13 protein-coding genes are annotated in these 21,078 nt (G+C 27.1%); 12 read left to right on the top strand and 1 reads right to left on the bottom strand.

Features of this window, described 5'->3' with window-relative positions; genetic code table 11:
• The first annotated feature begins 12 nt into the window (after positions 1–12).
• Positions 13–3,558 carry a helicase-related protein gene (locus TVTCOM_RS16665; protein WP_434797383.1) on the top strand — a complete coding sequence of 1,182 codons (3,546 nt, stop codon included), beginning with the start codon at positions 13–15 and terminating at the stop codon, positions 3,556–3,558.
• Positions 3,559–3,568: 10 nt separating this feature from the next.
• Positions 3,569–5,497: a DrmB family protein gene (drmB, locus tag TVTCOM_RS16660; protein WP_434797382.1), complete on the top strand. Its 1,929-nt coding sequence runs from the start codon at positions 3,569–3,571 to the stop codon at positions 5,495–5,497.
• Between the two features lie 38 nt (positions 5,498–5,535).
• On the opposite strand, the gene dcm (TVTCOM_RS16655) is transcribed toward drmB, so the two are convergent.
• Positions 5,536–6,621, bottom strand: a complete 1,086-nt coding sequence (dcm, locus tag TVTCOM_RS16655; protein WP_434797381.1) for a DNA (cytosine-5-)-methyltransferase — start codon at positions 6,619–6,621, stop codon at positions 5,536–5,538.
• Positions 6,622–6,989: 368 nt separating this feature from the next.
• Here dcm (TVTCOM_RS16655) and dcm (TVTCOM_RS16650) point away from each other — a divergent pair, with 368 nt between their 5' ends.
• The 10 genes from dcm (TVTCOM_RS16650) (at position 6,990) to TVTCOM_RS16605 (ending at position 20,982) form a co-directional block, all read left to right on the top strand.
• A complete protein-coding gene (gene dcm / locus TVTCOM_RS16650) occupies positions 6,990–8,282 on the top strand; it encodes a DNA (cytosine-5-)-methyltransferase (RefSeq protein ID WP_434797380.1) in 1,293 nt (430 codons plus the stop codon).
• A 471-nt stretch (positions 8,283–8,753) separates the two neighbouring features.
• Entirely contained in the window at positions 8,754–10,130 is a 1,377-nt protein-coding gene (locus TVTCOM_RS16645; protein ID WP_434797379.1) for a Sau3AI family type II restriction endonuclease, read from the top strand.
• A 14-nt stretch (positions 10,131–10,144) separates the two neighbouring features.
• Positions 10,145–11,074: a phospholipase D-like domain-containing protein gene (locus TVTCOM_RS16640; RefSeq protein ID WP_434797378.1), complete on the top strand. Its 930-nt coding sequence runs from the start codon at positions 10,145–10,147 to the stop codon at positions 11,072–11,074.
• 15 nt (positions 11,075–11,089) lie between these two features.
• Positions 11,090–13,573: a UvrD-helicase domain-containing protein gene (locus tag TVTCOM_RS16635; protein ID WP_434797377.1), complete on the top strand. Its 2,484-nt coding sequence runs from the start codon at positions 11,090–11,092 to the stop codon at positions 13,571–13,573.
• 12 nt (positions 13,574–13,585) lie between these two features.
• On the top strand, positions 13,586–16,240 hold the full coding sequence (locus tag TVTCOM_RS16630) for a hypothetical protein (RefSeq protein ID WP_434797376.1): 2,655 nt from the start codon (positions 13,586–13,588) through the stop codon (positions 16,238–16,240).
• Positions 16,240–16,425 (top strand): hypothetical protein, encoded by a 186-nt coding sequence (locus tag TVTCOM_RS16625; protein ID WP_434797375.1) that lies wholly within the window; start codon positions 16,240–16,242, stop codon positions 16,423–16,425. Before TVTCOM_RS16630 ends, TVTCOM_RS16625 begins: the two co-directional genes overlap by 1 nt.
• A complete protein-coding gene (locus TVTCOM_RS16620; RefSeq protein WP_434797374.1) occupies positions 16,422–17,879 on the top strand; it encodes a 3'-5' exonuclease in 1,458 nt (485 codons plus the stop codon). The genes TVTCOM_RS16625 and TVTCOM_RS16620 overlap by 4 nt, the downstream gene beginning before the upstream one ends.
• Before the next feature lie 246 nt (positions 17,880–18,125).
• A complete protein-coding gene (istA, locus tag TVTCOM_RS16615) occupies positions 18,126–19,664 on the top strand; it encodes an IS21 family transposase (RefSeq protein ID WP_434797373.1) in 1,539 nt (512 codons plus the stop codon).
• Positions 19,665–19,683: 19 nt separating this feature from the next.
• Positions 19,684–20,451: an IS21-like element helper ATPase IstB gene (gene istB, locus TVTCOM_RS16610; RefSeq protein ID WP_434797372.1), complete on the top strand. Its 768-nt coding sequence runs from the start codon at positions 19,684–19,686 to the stop codon at positions 20,449–20,451.
• Positions 20,452–20,553: 102 nt separating this feature from the next.
• Entirely contained in the window at positions 20,554–20,982 is a 429-nt protein-coding gene (locus tag TVTCOM_RS16605; protein WP_434797371.1) for an HI_0552 family protein, read from the top strand.
• Positions 20,983–21,078 lie beyond the last annotated feature (96 nt).

Genomic DNA, 21,078 nt, shown 5'->3' with positions numbered 1-21,078 from the left:
AGGGAGTAATTTATGAACTGTGTTGAAACTAGAGAAAAAATACTAGATGAAGTTAAACGAGAATTATTAGGGCCGGGCTCAGAAGATATTTGTAAAAACATAGAAGAAGAAATAATAACAGACAATCCTATTCAGAGGTACTCTGTAGGAATACTCTATCCCCAAAAAAATATTGTTGATGAAGCTAAAGGTGATGATTTTGATAAGGATACCTTAGATGAAGAAGTTATAGAGGATGATAATAAAAATACTACGATTAATAACACTATAGATTCAGAAGTCATTAAAGCTTATGAAGATAATGAAGATAATGACTTAGATCAAGAAATTAGTATGGCAAATCAATATTTGCCATCAGCAATGGGAATGACTTTTTTTGTAAAAGATAAAGACAATATAAATAAATTAAAATTAAATATAAGCTATGCTACTTATAAATGCACTAAAATATCTGACTGTCACGTAAAATATAAAGGAGAAGATTTTTTTACAGAGACTGAAATAGAAAGGTATATAGAAAGACAAGGAGAGTATATTTACTTAAGAGAAAAACTTACAAAATCTCAAATAAGGGAGTTAGTAAGTAGAGAATGTTTAAGTGAAAATAGTAAAGCAAAATTTGTCTTATATAAGTTAGCTAGTCAATGTCATGATAGTAGGAGTAATTCAGGAGGGTATATAAGACAGCCAATAGAAATTAAAGATATAGAGTTTCTTGATATAGATAAAGAATATATAAATGTATGTCCTATACAGTTAGAAAACGATAATTTATCCATTAGTATATCTACAAGAAAGTATGACAATAAATTAAAAAGCATTACTGTAATGTTTATTAATAATAATGATGGACAAGCTAGTATTTCGAATACAATATTTCAACCTACAATAGAGATATTACCTATAGAGAATAAAGGGTTAGAATTTATTGATATATTTTCAGCAAGTCAAAGCTATTCATCTGCAAATAGAAAAGATAAAGAGGAATTATCCTTAGATCTTTTATATAGAAATAAAAAAACTTATGCAACAGGTCATGGAGTATCTGCGGATCAAGAAATTGATGAAACTGGGAAATTAAAAAGGCTTTACACTAATTTTATACCTACTTATGAGGTAGCTAAGTTAGATTTTAATATAGAAGAATTATCAGATGTTTCTCAGAAGTTATTATCAATGAAAAATTTATCTGATATATCAAATTTGAGTAAAAATAAGCAAATAGAATTACTTAATAGGTTCAAAGAAGTATATAAAGATTGGATAAAAAAATTAGAAAGTGAATCTGAACACTTAAATGATATATTTAAATCTGTTTCTCAAAAACACATAGAAGAATGTTATTGTGTAGCAAAAAGAATGGAAGAGGGTATTGAGTTAATAAATAATAATAAGGATGTATATGATGCATTTACACTTATGAATAGAGCCTTACTTATGCAAAGAGCTCATTCGAAAGTAGGAGAAAGGTTACCGGATAGTGGTGAATTAAAAAATATTAACTATAACGAAGAAGAGTCATCATGGAGACCATTTCAGTTAGCTTATATACTAATGTGTATATCTTCTGTTGAAAACCCTAAGTCACAATATAGAGATATAGTAGATCTTATATGGGTACCTACCGGTGGAGGAAAAACAGAAGCATACTTAGGTCTATCGGCATTTACAATATTCTTAAGAAGATTAAGAAATCCTGTAAATGGATATGGAACAACTATAATAATGAGATATACATTAAGACTATTAGCAGCACAACAATTTATACGTGCAAGTATTATGATATGTGCTTGTGAAGTAATAAGGCGAGAAAACATAGATAAACTAGGGAAAGAAGAAATTTCTATAGGTTTGTGGATAGGTAGTGCACAAACTCCAAATACAATAAATGATGCACAATATGAACTTAATGGTCTTAAGAGAACTACTAGGTCAGAAGGCGAATTAAATAGGCAGAAAGCAGAACATAATAAATTTCAAGTACTAAAGTGTCCGTGGTGTGGAACAAAAATGGAAAAAGTATATGAAAAGAATAAAGAAAGTGGAGACTGGGGATATAGACATAATAAAAAAGATAAGTGTTTTGAAATATTTTGTCCTGAACAAGATTGTGATTTTGAGTTAAAGCTTCCAATAAAAGTAGTAGATGAAGATATTTATAAAAATCCACCAACATTATTATTTGCTACTGTTGATAAATTTGCAATGATGACATGGAAGAGTGAAGTATCAAGACTATTTGCATTAGATAAGGGTAACGATAATTTATCGCCAGAACTTATTATACAAGATGAATTACATTTAATATCAGGGCCATTAGGTACAATGGTTGGTTTATATGAAACAGTAATAGATGCAATGTGTAGTGAAAAAGGAATAAAGCCTAAAATAATTGCTTCAACAGCAACAATTAGAAGGGCAGCAGAGCAAGTAAAAGGACTTTATAATAGAGATGTTAAGCAATTTCCACCTCCAGGGCTTTGCGCAGATGATTCATTTTTTGTTAAAAATACTCCTGTTGAAAAAGAGCCAGGGAGATTATATGTAGGAATTATGCCTTCGGGAAAAACACAAACTACAGTTGAAGTAAGGTTAATGAGCGGAATTCTTCAAAGGATAAATATGATTGATAATATAGATGATAAGATTAAAGATAGATATTGGACACTAGTAGCATATTTTAATAGTATAAGAGAATTAGGAAAATGTACAACATTGGTAAGTGATGATATAGCAGACAATATGAGCAGAGTTTGTAGAAGGATATCAGCAAAAAGAAATTTAAGATTTTTATATAAGCAAAAGGAATTAACAAGTAGACTAAGTGCAACAGAAATAAACAATACATTAAATGATTTGGATGTGGAGTATCTTAAAACAAATGATACCTATACATATCCTATAGATGTATTATTAGCAACAAATATGATATCGGTTGGAGTTGATGTTGAAAGATTAAACTGCATGGTTGTTGTAGGTCAGCCAAAGTTAACATCGGAATATATACAGGCATCTAGTAGAGTTGGGAGACATGACCCTGGAATAGTATTTACATTATATAACTCATCAAAAACAAGAGATAGATCTCATTATGAACAATTTTATAAATATCATCAATCATTTTATAAATTTGTTGAACCTACAAGTGTAACACCTTTTTCAGAACCGGCTAGAGAAAGAGGGCTACATGCAATTTTTATAAGTATGGTAAGACATATATTAGGTTTACAGAAGGAAGAACTTGCTAGCAATTTTAGTCTTGATATTAATCTTGATAAAATAAAAAATAATATATTAGAAAGAGCCAAAAGTATATCTAATACAGATGAGTATGATATAGAAGAAGAGTTGTTAGATGAGTTGGAAAAAATAACAATTTGGTGGGATGAAAAAGTTAAATCACTTCAAAATGATGAATTACTACAGTATTCTAAAGAATCTGCTAAAAATAAATTAATTATACCGTTTGATAAAAACATTAAAACTAATGAAAAACAGACTTTACAGTCTATGAGAAATGTAGATAAACAATGTAAAGTTGAAATAATAACATTATAGGAGATTTAATATGGATGTAAAGAAAAGAATTGGTTTAAATGAACGTAGTCACAGTTTAAGAATAAACCAAGTTACAAGTGTATTTGGACCAGGGGCAATGGTGGATTTCATAGATCAAACTCTTATGGTAGCATCTCCAAATTACTGGAGAAATTATACAACTATAAATGATGAAAGATTACAAAAAAGTTTGCAAGTTAGAGAATTGAGAATGCCTCCAACAACAGAAACAGGTGCAGCTATACCATTAGTAAGATTTCCTCAGTGGTACTTTTGTCCTAAGTGTAGAAAATTTAAATCTATAAATGAATGGGAGCAAAGATATAAAGATGCAAAAAAAGGGGAAGAAATGAAGACTCCTAGATGTTTAAATTGTAATAAAAAGTTAGTACCGGCAGGTATAATTACTATCTGTAAGAATGGTCATATAAATGATTTCCCATGGGTAGAATGGGTACATATTAAGAATCAAAGTGGAGAACGAAGTGTTTGCAGTTCTCCAGATATAGAAATAAAGACATCAAGTAGTGGATTGGGGCTTGAAGGAATCAGAGTAAGTTGCAAAAATTGTGGAGCAACAACAACTATGAAAGGAGCATTTGGAGGAAGTAATAATGATGATAATAAATCAAATAATCCATTTGAAAAAATAGAATTAATACATAAAGATGATGAGAGTAAGCGTGAGAAAATAAGAGAAATGTTTATGTGTAAAGGTTACACATATTGGAGTGGAAAAAAAGAAAAGTGTGGAGAGTATCCAATAACAGTTCAAAGAGGAGCTCTAAATGTATATTTTCCAAAGGTAGAAAGTTCTATAATAATACCTCCATATTCAGATTCAGTTAATTGTATAATAGAGAAAAGTAGAGAATACGTGTATTTTATGGAGTCTTATAGTAAAGCTATTAAACGTAATAAGCTACAAAAATTTATTGAAGATGAATTTGAATATTTAGTAGAAGATATCTCTAAAGATACTAATATAGATATTAATATAGTAAGAGAAATATTGAGTAGAAAAATAAATATTAATGATGAAGAAGAAGTTATCACAAAAAATAAATATAGATTAGATGAATATGAAGCATTAAAAGGAAATATAAGTGAAGAAGCTAAGAACACTAATGACTTTAAGATAGAAGAACAAAATATAGAAGAATATAATTGTAATAATCTTAGTAAAGTAGTCCTTGTTAAAAAATTAAGAGAAGTTAGAGCTTTGGTAGGATTTAGTAGAGTTAATCCACCGGATAATAATATATTTGGAGATATAGAAGATGGGCTTGCAGGTCAAAGTAAACTTGTTACTATAAAAGGAGAAGATAATTTTTATCCGGCATATGAATCTAGAGGAGAAGGCATATTTATTGAATTAGATGATTGTAAGATAAATGAGTGGATAAATAATAATTTAGAAATTGAAAAAAGAGCTAATATTATTAATTCTAGGTACAACGAAGAAGTAAGAAGAAGACAAGGTATAGAAAGATATATAAGTCCTAAATTTATATTACTTCATACATTAGCACACTTATTAATTAGAGAACTAAGTTTTGAATGTGGCTATTCAACTGCATCATTATGTGAACGTATATATTGTGATAATTCACAAGGAGAAAAACCTATGTCTGGAATATTAATATATACATCAAGTGGAGATTCAGAAGGAACATTAGGTGGACTTGTAAGGCAAGGAAAAGCAGATACTTTACCTAAAATAATTAATAGTGCACTAGAACGAGCTAGATGGTGTTCTAATGATCCGGTTTGTATTGAAAGTAAAGGTCAGGGACGTAATTCATTGAACTTAGCAGCTTGTCACTCATGTATCTTATTACCAGAAACGAGTTGTGAAGAATTTAATCTTTTACTGGATAGAGCTATACTTATAGGAGATTTAGATGATAGAAGTATTGGATTTTTTAGTGAATATTAATGAAAATAAAAAACTCTAAAGTTATAATTATTATAATTTTAGAGTTTTTTATTATTTATACAATTTGAATCATAAAAATTTAAAATATCTATAATATTGTGAGCGATTCTTTCTATAACTGTAACGGTAACACAATTACCGATTTGTTTATATTTATGGCTATCAGCATAAGGTATCAGTTTTCCGTTTTTATCCATTCTATATTTAGGAAATGTATATTTAAAAGAACTATTTTTAGTATTAAAACCTTGGAATAATAAGCATTCTTCAGGAGTTAATTTTCGGATATCATAATTATCTAATATAAGAGGAACATTATGACCGCCAGTCCCCATATTAGCAGTAAGAGTCGGACATACATTATTTTTATTCTCGCGTATGTATTGACCTCTTCTGATTTGGTATAGGGTATTTTGTTTAGTAATTTCTAACTTTAAATTATTATAATATTTTGTTTTATTGTAATAGTATTTTTCATCTTTTTTATCATTAAAATCTATTAAATCAGATATTGTATTCGTAAGTTGTATTGGATCAGGGAAATTAAATTTATCGCAAAGTTCTTTTTTATTAAAACCAACAATAAAAATTCGCTCTCTATTTTGAGGGATATTTCCATGAGTTGTAGAGTTAAGGATTTCTGATTTAATATGATAACCTAAATACTCTAATTGTTCTTTAATAACTTTAAATGTAAAACCATTATCATGAGTTTTTAAATTTTTAACATTTTCTAATAAAAATGCTTTAGGTTTTTTTGACTTTATTATTTTTAATATATCAAAAAATAAATTTCCACGCTCATCTTCAAATCCTTTTCTTTTTCCAGATATAGAAAATGATTGACAAGGAAAACCTGCTGTTAAAATATCAAAATCAGGTATTATAGAATTTATTCTTCTTAAGTTATCGTGAAGATTTTCTCCAATTTTAGTTTTTGTTATACCACATATATCACCCTCAACAAGGTATTGTCCTCCATTAAAGTTATGTCTATAGGTATCGCATGCATATTTATCTTTTTCATTTGCCCATACAATTTTACATCCATTATTTTTAAATCCAAGACAAATGCCACCTATACCAGCGAATAGGCTTGCAACTTTGTAAGTTTTACTACTCATTAAAACCCTCCATATTAATGTATTAAAATAATATTTTAACATATACTTGATGAAATTTCACTAATGAAAATTTGTATAATATTGATATGTGCTTTGAAGTATATTCCAGTACATTTGATATAGTAATATATGAGTATAAGACAGAATTATATAAATTAGTTTGCAAGGCAGAATTTAACAACCATATATTAAAATATTAATTTAAGTTTAAAATTGCATTATAATAAAGAATTTTAATTTATACTATATACTAGAATTGCGAAAAATAATTAAAGTAGAAAGTTAGATCTTTTCAAAGGTTGAAATATGTAGTATAATATAAGAATGTTAAAAACGAAAGAAAAAACTCATACAAAGGAGGCAGAAAAATGATAAGAGTATGTGAACTATTCGCCGGAGTTGGTGGATTTAGATGCGGTCTTGAAAAGTCATCAAAAGAAGATTATAAATTTGTATGGGCAAATCAATGGGAACCGGGGAAAAAAACACAACATGCTTACGATTGTTATGTAAGTCATTTTGGAAAAGAAAATCATATTAATATAGATATAGCAGAAGTAGATAAAAATGAAATACCAGATCATGATTTATTGGTTGGAGGATTTCCATGCCAAGACTACTCAGTTGCAAGAACAGGAGCCAAAGGAATACAAGGTGTTAAGGGGGTTTTATGGTGGCAAATAAGAGAAATACTAAAAGCAAAGCAACCTAGATTTGTATTACTTGAAAATGTAGATAGATTACTAAAATCTCCTTCTAAACAGAGAGGTAGAGATTTTGGGGTTATGCTTGCGTGTTTAAATGATTTAGGATATTCAGTTGAATGGAGAGTAATAAATGCAGCTGAATATGGATTTGGGCAAAGAAGAAGAAGGGTATTTATTTTTGCATTTAGAAATGATACAAGTTATGCAAATAAAGTAGATAAAATAAATCTTAGAGATTGGTTACACAAAGATGGATTTTTTGTTCAACAATTTCCAATAGAATCAGCTAATTTATCAGATGAAAATGGACAAATGAGTCTTATAATAGAAAGTAAAAAAGTTGATAGTGAAGAACTTGTAATGGAATATGAAGATATAGTAGATGTTTCTGATACTTTTAAAATGGAATTTAGAAACTCAGGGATTATGACTCAGGGCAAAATTTATACTGAACAAACTACACCGTTATTTGATGGTAAAATTACTTTATTAAAAGATTTACTTGAAACAGATGTAGATGAAAAATTTTATTTAGACGGTGACGAAGAAAAACTTGAAAAATGGAAGTATCTAAAAGGTGCAAAGAAGATTGAAAGAACTAGTAAGACTGGTCACAAATATGTTTTCAGTGAAGGTCCTTTATCATTCCCAGATCCAATTGATAGACCTGCAAGAACGATGCTTACAAGTGAGTCATCAGTAAATAGAAGTAGTCATGTAGTAGAAGATCCACAAACAGGAAGACTAAGATTAATAACTCCTGTTGAAGCAGAAAAAATAAATGGTTTCCCTCCTAACTGGACTAATTCTGGAATGCCACAGAAGTTTAGATATTTCTGTATGGGTAATGCTTTAGTTGTTGGATTAGTCACTAAGATGGGTGATTCTATAAAAGAGATAGTAAATAATGAAAATAGCAATTTAGTTAATGATGAAGTTGTTATAACTAAATAAATTTATATTAAGTGTATAATTATTAAATTATACACTTTTTATATATATATAATTAAGAATAGTTAATAAATTGATATTTTACTTAATTTATAAGATATATTATAAAATTAAAAATGTTTGAAGTAAACATGCAAGAATATGATGTAAAAGTAATACATATTATAAATTAGGTTATAACAACATACTAAACAAATGAGAATGTGATTTATATGAATATGGAATTTATAATAATTCTAGTAGTAGCGGTATACTACATTGTAAAGATTATCGAATGTATACTAGATATTATTGATAAATATAGATATTATATATAAAAGAAACTATTATTATTTGGGGGAATTTTATGAATTAATTAGCTGATTAAAAAGAATAGGCTGCAAAGCCTATTTTTTTGTTAAAAAATAGCATAATTTACTTAAATATATTATTGGATTATAATATTATTAAAGTTATTTAATGGGGGAACTTAAGTTGAATTATAATGAAAAATCTATAGATTCAATCATGGAATATGCACATGGATTGATAGGTAAATCTTTTGGAGAAATAGATGTTAAAAATGAAAGACTGGGGGAGAACAAAGGAAAAGGTAATCTAGGTCAAATAATAGAGGAAAGTTACTTTGGGTATGAAATAAATTCTAGAGCTGAGGCTGACTTTTCTCATGTAGGTGTTGAATTGAAAGTAACACCTTTTAAAGTAAATAAAAATAAGACCATATCAGCTAAGGAAAGATTGGTTTTAAATATTATAAATTATATGGAAGAATACCAAAAAGACTTTTATGAAAGTTCTTTTTGGAGTAAAAATAATAAACTTTTACTAGTGTTTTATCAATGGAAAAAAGAGTTAGATAAAAAAGATTATATAGTGAAAGATATAATGCTACACGAATTTTCTGAGGAGGATTTAGTTGTTATAAGAGATGACTGGTCAACTATAATAAATAAAATAAAAGAAGGTAAAGCTCATGAGTTGTCAGAAGGTGATACAAACTATTTAGCAGCTTGTCCTAAAGGGGCCAATAAGAGTTCGGTTAGGAAACAACCTTTTTCTGATGAATTAGCAATGCAAAGAGCGTTCTCTTTAAAATCATCATATATGACTTCTTTAATTAGAAAAAGGTTAGGAATTGAAGATGATAAAGTTGTTAGTATCTTAAAGGGTACTAAAATGACAATAGAGCAATTACTAGAAAGTAGATTTAAAGTATTTTATGGCAAAAGTGTAGATGAAATAAGTGAAGATTTGGGGATAGATCTTTATAATGGAAAAAGTAAATTAGCTAAAAATTATGTTCAAATGCTTATTAGTAGAATACTTGGTTTAACAACTAATGATTTAAGTAAAATAGATGAGTTTGCTAAAGCTAATATTAAATTTAAAACTATAAGAATTGAAAAGAATGGAAAGATTAAAGAGCATATGTCTTTTCCTACATTTAAGTATAAAGAGATTATAGAAGAAGAGTGGCATAATTCTAGCTTAAGAAATTTATTTGAAGAACAAAAATATTTATTTGTTGTATTTAGATATGATGAGAATGATGTACTTAGATTGGATAAAATTAAATTATGGAATATGCCAGTAAGTATACTAGATGGTGAAGTTAAATATACTTGGGAAGAAACTATTAGAGTTATTAAAGCAGGTGTAAAGATAGAATATAAAGGTAGTAGGGCATTTGATAATCTTCCTGGGCCAACGTTTAATGGAGTATGCCATACTAGACCACATGCTACAGACAGTTCAGATACATATGATTTACCTGATGGTAGAAAGTTAACTAAGAAGTGCTTTTGGTTAGATAGAGAATTTATATTAAAGGCTATAGAAGATAAAATCTAAACTGGGAGAAAATTATGCAAAAACTAATTTCATTTTATAAGTGCAAGAACATTGAAAATCAATTAACAATAGTTATGAGAGAAATATTAATAAATAACTTAACAGATGTAGTTATTTATATTCCTGAAATACAAGATACATCATACATATTAAATTATTTGCATAAAAGAAATTTTTTATTTTCTTACGGTATTGAAAAAAATAATTTACCAATATTACATATTGGAAATAACGCAAAATGTAGTAATGTGAAGAATGAGTTTTATGTTATGTTTGAAGAGTTTACTAATAAAGAAACTATAATTGAGTCAATTAAACATAAGAGTATTTATAATAAATATATTCTATTTAATTCTATTTCAGATGATATTTTAAATAAAATAAAAGTCTATGATTTTGAAATTAAAGACTATTTAGGGAAAATAGTAAATATAATCAATGAAAATAGTGGGGATAATGGAAAGAAAGAGAAGAATAAAATTAAACCTATATTACATCTTGTAGATAAGGATATAAGAAATAAATTTTTAAATTCATTTCTTATTGCTGAAAGTGAAGTTGATATAATAAGTCCATGGATGAATAGTCATGTTGTAGATGATGACCTTATGGACTTGATGGAATCGTTACTAATAAAGGGTATAAAATTAAAAATTATTTATGGAATAGGTGATGACACTGATAAGCGAAATCAAAAATCAAATGAAGTAGCTTATGAGTTAAAAAGTAGATTTAGAGAATACGGAGATTTATTTAAAATTAAAAAATCTAATATTCATTACAAATTGTTGTTATGTGATGAAAAATTTGCTATATTAGGAAGCTTTAATTTTTTATCGTTTAAAGGTGAGTATAATGGAAATGATGATAGAGGAGAAGGTGCAGAACTAATAATAGACAAAGAAAATATTAGAAATAAAAGAGAATTTTATTTTAATTTCTAAGTGAGGGAGATAAATATGAAATATGATATAGAAGAAGTAAAACACTCGCTACTTTTATTTTATAATACACAAATACCATCAGATGAAATAAGAAATATTAATTACTTACTTCAAAAGGGAAAGAAAGTAATTTTATTTTTAAATAAAGGTGTAGAATCTAGCAGCATAAATTATATACAGTCAATAGATGAATTTAAGAAGTTTTATTTCTTTCAAATATACAAATCAAGTAGAAAAATAAATTGCAATAATTTCTATATTATAGATGGAAATGGAATCGACAAAATAGAGGATATACTAGAAGATTTTGAGAGATTTAACTTTGAGCAATATAAGGTTGAGCATCAAAATAAGGATACTAATATAGTAATAGAAGCAGGTGCCGGTACAGGTAAAACTACAGTAATGATAGACAGAATTATGTACTTACTACATATAGACGATAATTTAAGTTTAAATGAAATAGAAATGATTACCTTTACAAAAGATGCTACTTTAAATATGAGGCATAAGTTACAAAAGATGTTGCTTATGAAATATAAACTAACTAGAAATGATATATATCTAAAATATTTAGAGCAAGAAAGTGAGATGAAAATCCAAACTATACATTCTTTTGCAAAGTATTTAATTTCTAGATTAGGAGCCATCTTGGGGTATGGTACAAATGTGAAAATAAAAAGTTATAAATATGATAGAGAAGAACTAATTTTGGATGTATTAGATGAGTATATAGATGACGGTAATAGAGATGTAAGAGATACGTTAAAGTTAAAATTACATGAGTTTGTAAAAATTATTGATTTATTTTGGAATAAACTAGAAAATCAAGGAATAACGTATGATGAAATACAAGTACTTGATTGGGGAGATGAAATTGATGATGACAGTAAAACTATACATGACATCTTAAAGAATATATTTGTATCTTTAGAACAAAGAATGATCGAATTAAAGAAGAAAAATAATGCAGTTTCATTGAGTGATATTACAAGAGAAATAGATCATATTATAAATGATGAAAAGTCAAAGTTCCTATCTGGGAAAATAGACAATATAAAATACTTATTTGTTGATGAATTTCAAGATACAGATAACAGCCAGATTAATTTAATTAAATGGTTATATGAAAATCTAGATTTGAAATTATTTGTTGTTGGAGATATAAAGCAGAGTATATATAGATTTAGAGGCGCTACTTATACAGCATTTCAAGTATTAAAAAAATCTATTACAGATATTGAAACAATACCACTAGTTAAAAACTATAGAACTTCTCACTCAATACTTAATAAATTAGATAAATATTTTAGTAAATGGAATTCAAGTGACTTATTAGTATACTCTAAAAATGACAAGCTGGTACCTATGGAAACCATAAATGGACAATTTATTATTAAAGAAACAAAAGAGGATAACATAAAGAATGTTACGCTTGAAGTATTTAACGAGTATACAGAAAAATTAAAACATAAAAACAATGATGATGATCTAAATAATAAAATAGTTGCACTTGTTAGAACTAATTATCAAGCACAAAACATTAAAGAATGGTGTGATGAGGCTGGAATTCTATGTTATGTTGAAGTAGGTGGAACATTTTTTATAAGTGAAGCTGTTAAAGATATTATTTCATTAGTATCATCATATTTATTTCAAAATGAACCTAAATATAAGATTAATTTGATTAATTCTCCATATACAAAGCATAGGTTTGATTTTAATTGGGATATTTTATTGCAAGCTAATGGTGATAAGAATAAAATTAATTTAATTATAGATGGATTTTTAGATAGATATGAAGATGAAGAGAATACATATACAAAATATAAGCAATTGTTTAAAACAAAGCCTGTAATACAAGTAATAAAACAAATAATAGATGATTCGGATGTAATAAACACTTTTTATAATCATAAAAGATATGAACTTGCTTTTACAGGGAATTATGATGAAGAATATATTGATGAAAGGGCAAAACTTGAGGCAAAACAATATTATAAAAATTTAAATAAATTATTAGAACTTATAAAGAATAACTTTAGTGATGAATTTTGTTCTTTGTATAAAATGTATGAGTATTTGATTTTGAATCTAAATACAAATAGGGAAGAAGATGAAGAGGAACTTAATTTAGATGAAATTGAAAATGTTATATATTGTATGACAGTTCATAAGTCTAAGGGGTTAGAATTTAATACTGTTGTATTACCATTTATGAATAAGAAGTTTAGTAGTAATAATAGTCTAGAAATTTTAGTAGATAATACGAATGAAAATAAGTTAAAAGTTGGATGGAATATACCATTTGGTGAAGGTAATGACAGATATATAAATTCATATAGTAATAGATACCATAAATTTGAACTGCGATCATCAGAAAAGGATGAAGTTGCAAAAGAAGAAACTAGATTATTATATGTGGCAATGACAAGAGCTATAAAAAATTTAATTTGCATAAAAGTAAAGAAGAAGAGTACATGGTCAGACTTAGTATAGAAAGGATACGTTATGAATACTAAAATAATAAATTATACAGATATTACTAAGATAGATAGAATAAGTGAATTTAATATTATTAAAGATACTTTACATATTTGTGCAGCGTCATCCACAACTAAGGCTATGTATAAGTGTTATGGTAATAAGATGAATGCTCCTATTTTATCTGTGGGTAACATAACGAAATCCCTAGTAGATGAATGGGAAAGTAGTGTAGTAAAGTTAAGTCAGTATACTAATTTAACAAGAATAATAAAAGAATTAGTAGAGGTATATAAGGAAACTAAATCAAACTATGAAGAGTATAATGAATTACTTAGAGGGTTTAGAAGAAATCAAAAGGAAGTTTTGAATTCAATTAGGAGTTTAGTTGAATGTAATATATATCCTCATGAATTTAATTGTGAAACAATTGAGGATGAGGTATTTAAAGATATATGGAATGGAATGGAAACAGATGGAAGGGACCAATCTATTTTAGCATTTAGAAATGAGTTTTATTCTAACTTAAATAGGAAAGATAAATTTGAAAAAAAATTTAAAAAAGCTTTAACATATGCCCAAGAAAAAGAAAAGGTCAATATTGAAAAATATAATATTAAAGATATAAAACGAATACCTAATAAGATAGTGCTACATGGTTTCTACTATATAAGACCAATACAAGATAGGATGATAAAACTAATAGAAGATTTAGGCATCGAAATTATTTATTTAAATTGGTATGATAATAAATATCCTAAAATATTTGAAATATGGGACAAGACTTTTGATGAAAAGTTTGGATATCCAAATTTTTCAGAAAGAATTTATAAAGATAATAAAATAAATTACAGATGGTGTGATTTGTTTGCAGGTATTTATGAGGGAAATATATCAGATGATGACGTAAAGGAAATAGATAAATCTACGTTGGACATAAAGTCTTATGATAATATTATGACATTTTTAAATGATTATAATGAAATAGAAAATTATTTCTCACCAGTATCCAACGATATTAATAATTTATTTAAAGATTATTATCCAGAAAGATATAATAGTAGACATTTACTTTCATATCCTATAGGTCAATTTTTATATCAATTACATCTTATGTGGGATGATAACGAATCACAAATTATTTTAGATTTTAATAGTATAGAAGAATATTTTTCATCAGGATGGCTAAGCATTAAGAAAGATGGAAAGACAATAAATGCAAGGGATTATACTTATGATTTATATTGTATAAAAGAATATTTTAATAATTGTAGGACTATTGATGAATGGAAGGATAGATTAGTCTTACTAAAGTATATAAAAGATAATATAGTAAGTAATATGGACTCAGATTGCGATAAGTTAAATATAAATTATAGATTTCATAAAATGGCAAGTAATCCATTCTTAAATTTTTCATTTTTTAGTATTGATGAAAATCGTTTAGATGATATATCAAATTTTATAAATAAAATAATAGACATAGGTATTAATCTATTTAATGAGGATAAGGAAACTAATTTAGAAAAATATTTTAAAAAACTCGATAAAGTTATAGAAAGTAATGATTTTTCTTTAGTTGACAAAGTAGAACAAGATATAGTAAATGAAATACGAAATAAACTTTCATATAAATTGCCATATGAAGTAAATTGTTTTCCAGAAGATATAGCAGAAGGATTAATATTATTTTTAGGTGGAAAATTTGAAGAAGATGAAAATGACAAAAAAGAAAGTGATAAATCTCAGATAGTTGAACCTTTAGAAAAAATAGAAAGTTCATATATGTTATGTGATGAAGGCGAAACTATTCACATATGCCAAGTAAGTGAACATGATATTCCAGGAGGAAAGATGAGTTATTCATGGCCATTAAATAAGTATAACCTTGGTAGACTTGAACTGAATGATGAAAACAAAAACAGACTATTAAAGAGAATGAAGTTAATAGTTGAAGATAGAAACCTAATAAATAGATATCTTTTCTATTGTGCATTACATAGCGAGAAAAAAATAAAGATTTCGTGGATTAAAAACGTAGATGGAGAAAAATTAGAACAATCTATTTTTATTAAGTTGCTAAAGACTTGGGTAGAAGAGTTAAAATATCAAACAAAAGAAGATGAGGTAATAATAGGCAAGAAAAAGGATTATAAATCTAGAGAAGTTTTAAAAATTGATAGAAGTTATATTGAGTCTATGATAAGTGAATGTAAGACCGAGTTTAGTATTTGTCCTAGGAGATTTTATTATAGCTATATAGTTGATGATATACCAACTTATACAAGTGATTTTCATCATAAGTTTGGATTTACAAGATTAGGGAGTGCAATATCTATATCTTCAAATAAAAGTAGCCATGAGGTATTTAATAATATAAATAATTTATTTCCACAATGGAGAGATGTTGAGAAATTAGAATTAAAAGAAGAAATATGGACGAGTGGAAATAGTTATTATGATGAATATGAGGGAAAGGAATATACAACCACAAGGATGTATACACACTTCTTATATCCTAAGTATAAGGAGTTTAAATGTGATAGTATAGATATTTATGAAACTAAAAATCCAGTCATATTTAATGCAGTACCTGAAAAAGGGGATAAATGTTTATACTGTCAGCATAGTATATATTGTAAAGATGGGATATTGCCTTTAGATAGAGAAGGTGATAAATAATGATTAATATAGATGTTGAATTTTGGAAAAATATTAAGTCATGTTGGCAAAATAACAATGTATTAAACCATTTAAATAAAGAAGTAAAAAATGAAATTAAAAGTACAGTTAAATCTAGAAATCGTAATAGGATAAAAAAAGTTAGTGCAATAGATTTTATAAATGGAGAAGATGAAGAGATATGATTAGTAGTGCGGAAGATAGGGCAAGATTGGATGTAAAATTGACTAAAAATCAAGAAGAATGTATCAATAGTAAAGCAAATAATTTATTGATAAAGGGTATTGCTGGGAGTGGAAAAACTCTAGTTTTACTAAGAAAAGCAGTAAAGCTAAAACGTGAAGCTATAAATAATAAAGAAAATATAAAGATAGGTTTTTTTACATATGCTAATACATTAACTAGATATTCTCAAGATTTAGTAAATGAAATAGAAGACAACAATGGAATGATAAGTGTAAATACATTCCACTCTCATGGATTAAGTATATTAAAAAATATAAATACAACAAGAAAGTTAAATATTATATATGGAAGTTATAAAGATGATATTTTAAAAAACAGTATAAATCAAATGAAAATTGTATATTCAACTAATAAGATACTTAATAAGGAGCTTGATTTTTGGATAGAAGAAATATCTTGGATTAAAGGCAAAAAAATATATGATAAAGATTCATATATAAATACAAGTAGAATAGGCAGAGGAACTTCATATAGACTTACAAAAAAAGACAAGGAAGTAGTTTTTAAGGTGTATGAAGATTATAATAAAAGATTAAGAAAATCTAATAAAATAGATTTTGATGATATTTCAAACTTAATATTAGATAATTTTGAATTTGTACCACGTGATAAAAGGTTTGATTATGTTTTAGTAGATGAAGCTCAAGATTTAAGTTATTGCCAGTTGTTAGTACTTAAAATGCTAGCTAAAAAAAGCATAATAATTGCAGCTGATCATGCACAAAAGATATATAATAATTCATTTACATGGAAAGAACTTGGTATAAATGTACAAGGAAATGCATCTAAATCATTAGGAAAGAATTTTAGGTCTACAAAAGAAATAATGAACTTGGCAAATAGTTTAATTGTTAAGAATGAATCAAATAAGGGAAGAGATACAGATTATGAGTTAGGTAAAGATGTTGATGGAGAAGGTAATAAGCCAATAATTTATAAATGCAATACTATAACCAAGGAAAATGAAATAATGGTTGAATTACTTAAAGAGCTAAATGATGGTGAAACTGTTATAGGTATACCTGTTAGAACAAATTCAAAAGTTAAAAGGTCAGTAATAAAAGCATTGAATGACAATAATTTAGAGTGGGAAGAGGTAAGTAAAGAGAAAGATGTTCCTTGGAGTATACTTACACCTGGAATAAAAGTAGTAACAATGCACTCTGCAAAGGGATTAGAATTTGATGTAGTAATAATTCCTAGGGTTAATGATGGTATGATACCAAAGATAGATGAAAATGAAGATGATGAAGCAATGTTAGAGCAAGAAAGAAGTTTACTATATGTTGCTATGACAAGGGCTAAGGAAGACTTATATTTAATTACATCTAAGGGGTCAAGATTTATTGATGAGATGGACAGAAGGCTATATGAGATGGATAAAATACAATAGCTTTAAGTATAAATTATAGAGTTATTTTAAATAAGATAGCTTATAGTTATAATAAAAGTAGTGTATCGTCAAAAATACACTACTTTTTGCTTTATAAATAATCATTAAAAAGGAGTGTTTAGTACAAACTATTACTAGTCCAAAAATTAATTAAAAATTCTTCCACCACAGAATTTTCCAATTCTTTTATACACATAATATTTGGTAATAATATGAAGTATAAAAGGATGTGCGAGGGTGATAAATTTGAAAGATAAACAAAAGATTATTTTGGATTATATAAAAAATAATAAATCTCAAAGAGAAATTCAAAGAGAAACTGGAATAGCTAGAGATACCATAAGAAAATATATCAAAGAGTATGAGGAAGGGCTTCGCCAAGCAGGTGAAAACCTTACGGAAACAGAAAAAGTGGATTTAATTGATGAAATAACACAGAAACCAAAATATAAATCATCACCTAGGTCAAAAACAGCAGTAACTGAAGAGGTAATTGAAAGGATTAAATACTATCTTAAAGAGAATGAAAATAAACGACTATCAGGGCTTTCTAAACAGCAGATGAAAAAAATAGATATATGTGATGCTCTTAATAAAGAAGGATTTAATATTAGTTATACTTCAGTAACAAATACCATAAATAAGATTGAACATAAGAAACGCGAAGCGTTCATAAAACAAGAATACATTCCTGGTGATATAGCTGAATTTGATTTTGGTACTGTAAAACTATATATTGAGGATAATATTCTTAGAGAATATCAATTAGCCATTTTTACATCAGCATTTGGTAATTATAGATGGGCTAAGCTATTCCCAAAGCAAGATACAGCATGCTTTTTAGAGGCTCATGCATACTTTTTTCAACATATCCACGGTGTATTTAATACAATTGTATATGATAATACAAGGGTGGCTGTAAAAAAATTTTTAGGTCCATCAGAGAAAGAGCCTACTGATGCATTATTAAAATTGTCTATATATTATAAATTTGATTATAGATTTTGTAATGTACGTAGTGGAAATGAAAAAGGTCATGTTGAAAAAAGTGTAGAAGTCGTTAGAAGAAAAGCATTTAGTCAAAAACTAGAGTTTAATTCTTTGGAAGAAGCAAACCTTCATCTAATGAACGTTTTAGATGAAATAAATAATAAATGTCCCTTCGGGAAAAAGAAATCTTCAAAGGAATTATTAGAAGAAGAAAGAAAAAATTTACTTCCAGAGATGCCTTTATATGAAACATCAAAAATACAAGATTGCAGAGTAAATAAGTATTCAACAATCATGATTGACTCTTGTTATTACTCTGTTCCAGACAATTATGTTGGACAACTATTAAGATGTAAGGTTTATACAAACAAAATAATTGTATTTTATAACGAAGAAAAAGTGTGTGAATATACTAAAGTTAATGGAATGAACAAGTGGAAAATTGACATTTCACACTATATTTATACATTATATAGAAAGCCAAAGGCTCTTGTTAGTAGCGCAGCTTTTGAACAGATGGATAAAGTTCTAAAAGATATTTATAACTCTTACTTTAAGAATAAAGATAAAGAATTTATAACAGTTATAGCGTGTGTTGGTAAGTATGGAATTACACCTGTATTTAATGCAATTAAACACATACAAGAAATGTGTCCTACTGATATTAGTGTGGATAAAATAGAATATATATGTTCTTTAAAAGATGATAACAAACTAGTATATTTAGAGGATCGTAGTGATGATATTATGGCTAATTCCATAAATATGCTATCAGAATTTAATGATTTATTATAAAAATAAGGACGTGAAAAAAGTGAGTAATAACTCTTATATAGATGATGTTAAAAAATACGCAGAATCTCTAAAACTCAGTGTTATAAAGACAGATATAAAAGAATCTATTGAAGATGCTTTGTCAAATAATCTTCCTTATGATGAGTTTTTATTCAGATTGTTGCAGAAAGAATATGATATAAGAAAGTATAACTTAATTCAAAGTCGAATAAGGATAGCCAATTTTCCTTGCAAGAAATACCTCGAAGACATTGATATACGAGCACTTCCTAAAGATGCTCAAAATAAATTAAAACATCTAAGTAGCCTAAACTTTATAGAGGAAGGGCAAAATGTTATACTTTCTGGTAATCCTGGAACAGGCAAAACCCACATGGCTATCGCCTTGGGGATGAAAGCCTGTTTAGAAGGATATAAAGTATTTTTTACAACTGTTCCACTTTTTATTACCCAATTAAAGGAATTAAAGTCAACAAAATCCTTAAGGGCTTTTCAAAACAAGCTAATAAAATATGACTTGGTTATTTTAGATGAATTTGGATATATTTCCTCTGATAGAGAGGGAGCGGAGCTGTTGTTTACTAATATATCCTTAAGAACAGGTCTTAAGTCTACAATATTAACAACAAATCTATCTTTTGATAGATGGAATGAAATCTTAGGAGATCCAGTTATGACTGCAGCATTAACCGATAGGTTAACTCATAAATCCTACGTGGTAAATATGAATGGAAATTCTTATAGGTTAAAAGAAACCAAAGAATGGTTAAATAGTATTTCCAATTGATTGTAAATTATACTACTAAAAAAATTATTCATGCTGGGGTGGTAGAATTTTTAATTGTGATTTGGTATGAATTCTAAGTATAAAAAACAAAGGAGATTTAAATTGAATAAATTAAAAGAAGTATTTCAGTTTTTAGATTTATATGGGGGAACTAGCTTTATTGCAGATGCAAACAAAAGTAATTATGACAAAGAAAGATACAATAATATAACTAGTTTGAAAATTACTGCCTATGATGAAGTTTGGAAAAATCTATTCTCACAAATATCACCATATTTAAAAGATAGAGAAAATAAACAAATGTATAAAATACAAAGCTGGCAAAACAGTGGAAATATATCTGATTATTTTTGGATACAGATAAAGGATAAAGAAAAATTAAATTATGCTTCAAGTATATCTATTGTTGCAGAAAAAGAAGGAATATATATAAAGGTTGAGTATCAGTATACAAGTAAGGCTACTGCAAACACAGTAATTAACCATAATAAATATATTTTAAGTTTGAATAAATGGAAAGAAAATTTGTAGATTTGCGAGAATGTCTATAGATTTGTGTAAATAGACTTATTTATTAATTGATATTACTGGAAATTACTTATTCCAGTAATATTTTTTTATTTGATT

This window comes from Terrisporobacter vanillatitrophus, from assembly GCF_051148895.1.
GTDB lineage: Bacteria > Bacillota > Clostridia > Peptostreptococcales > Peptostreptococcaceae > Terrisporobacter > Terrisporobacter vanillatitrophus.
The sequence above is the reverse complement of the archived record's forward strand: the minus strand, read 5'-3'. Positions and strand labels throughout refer to the sequence as shown.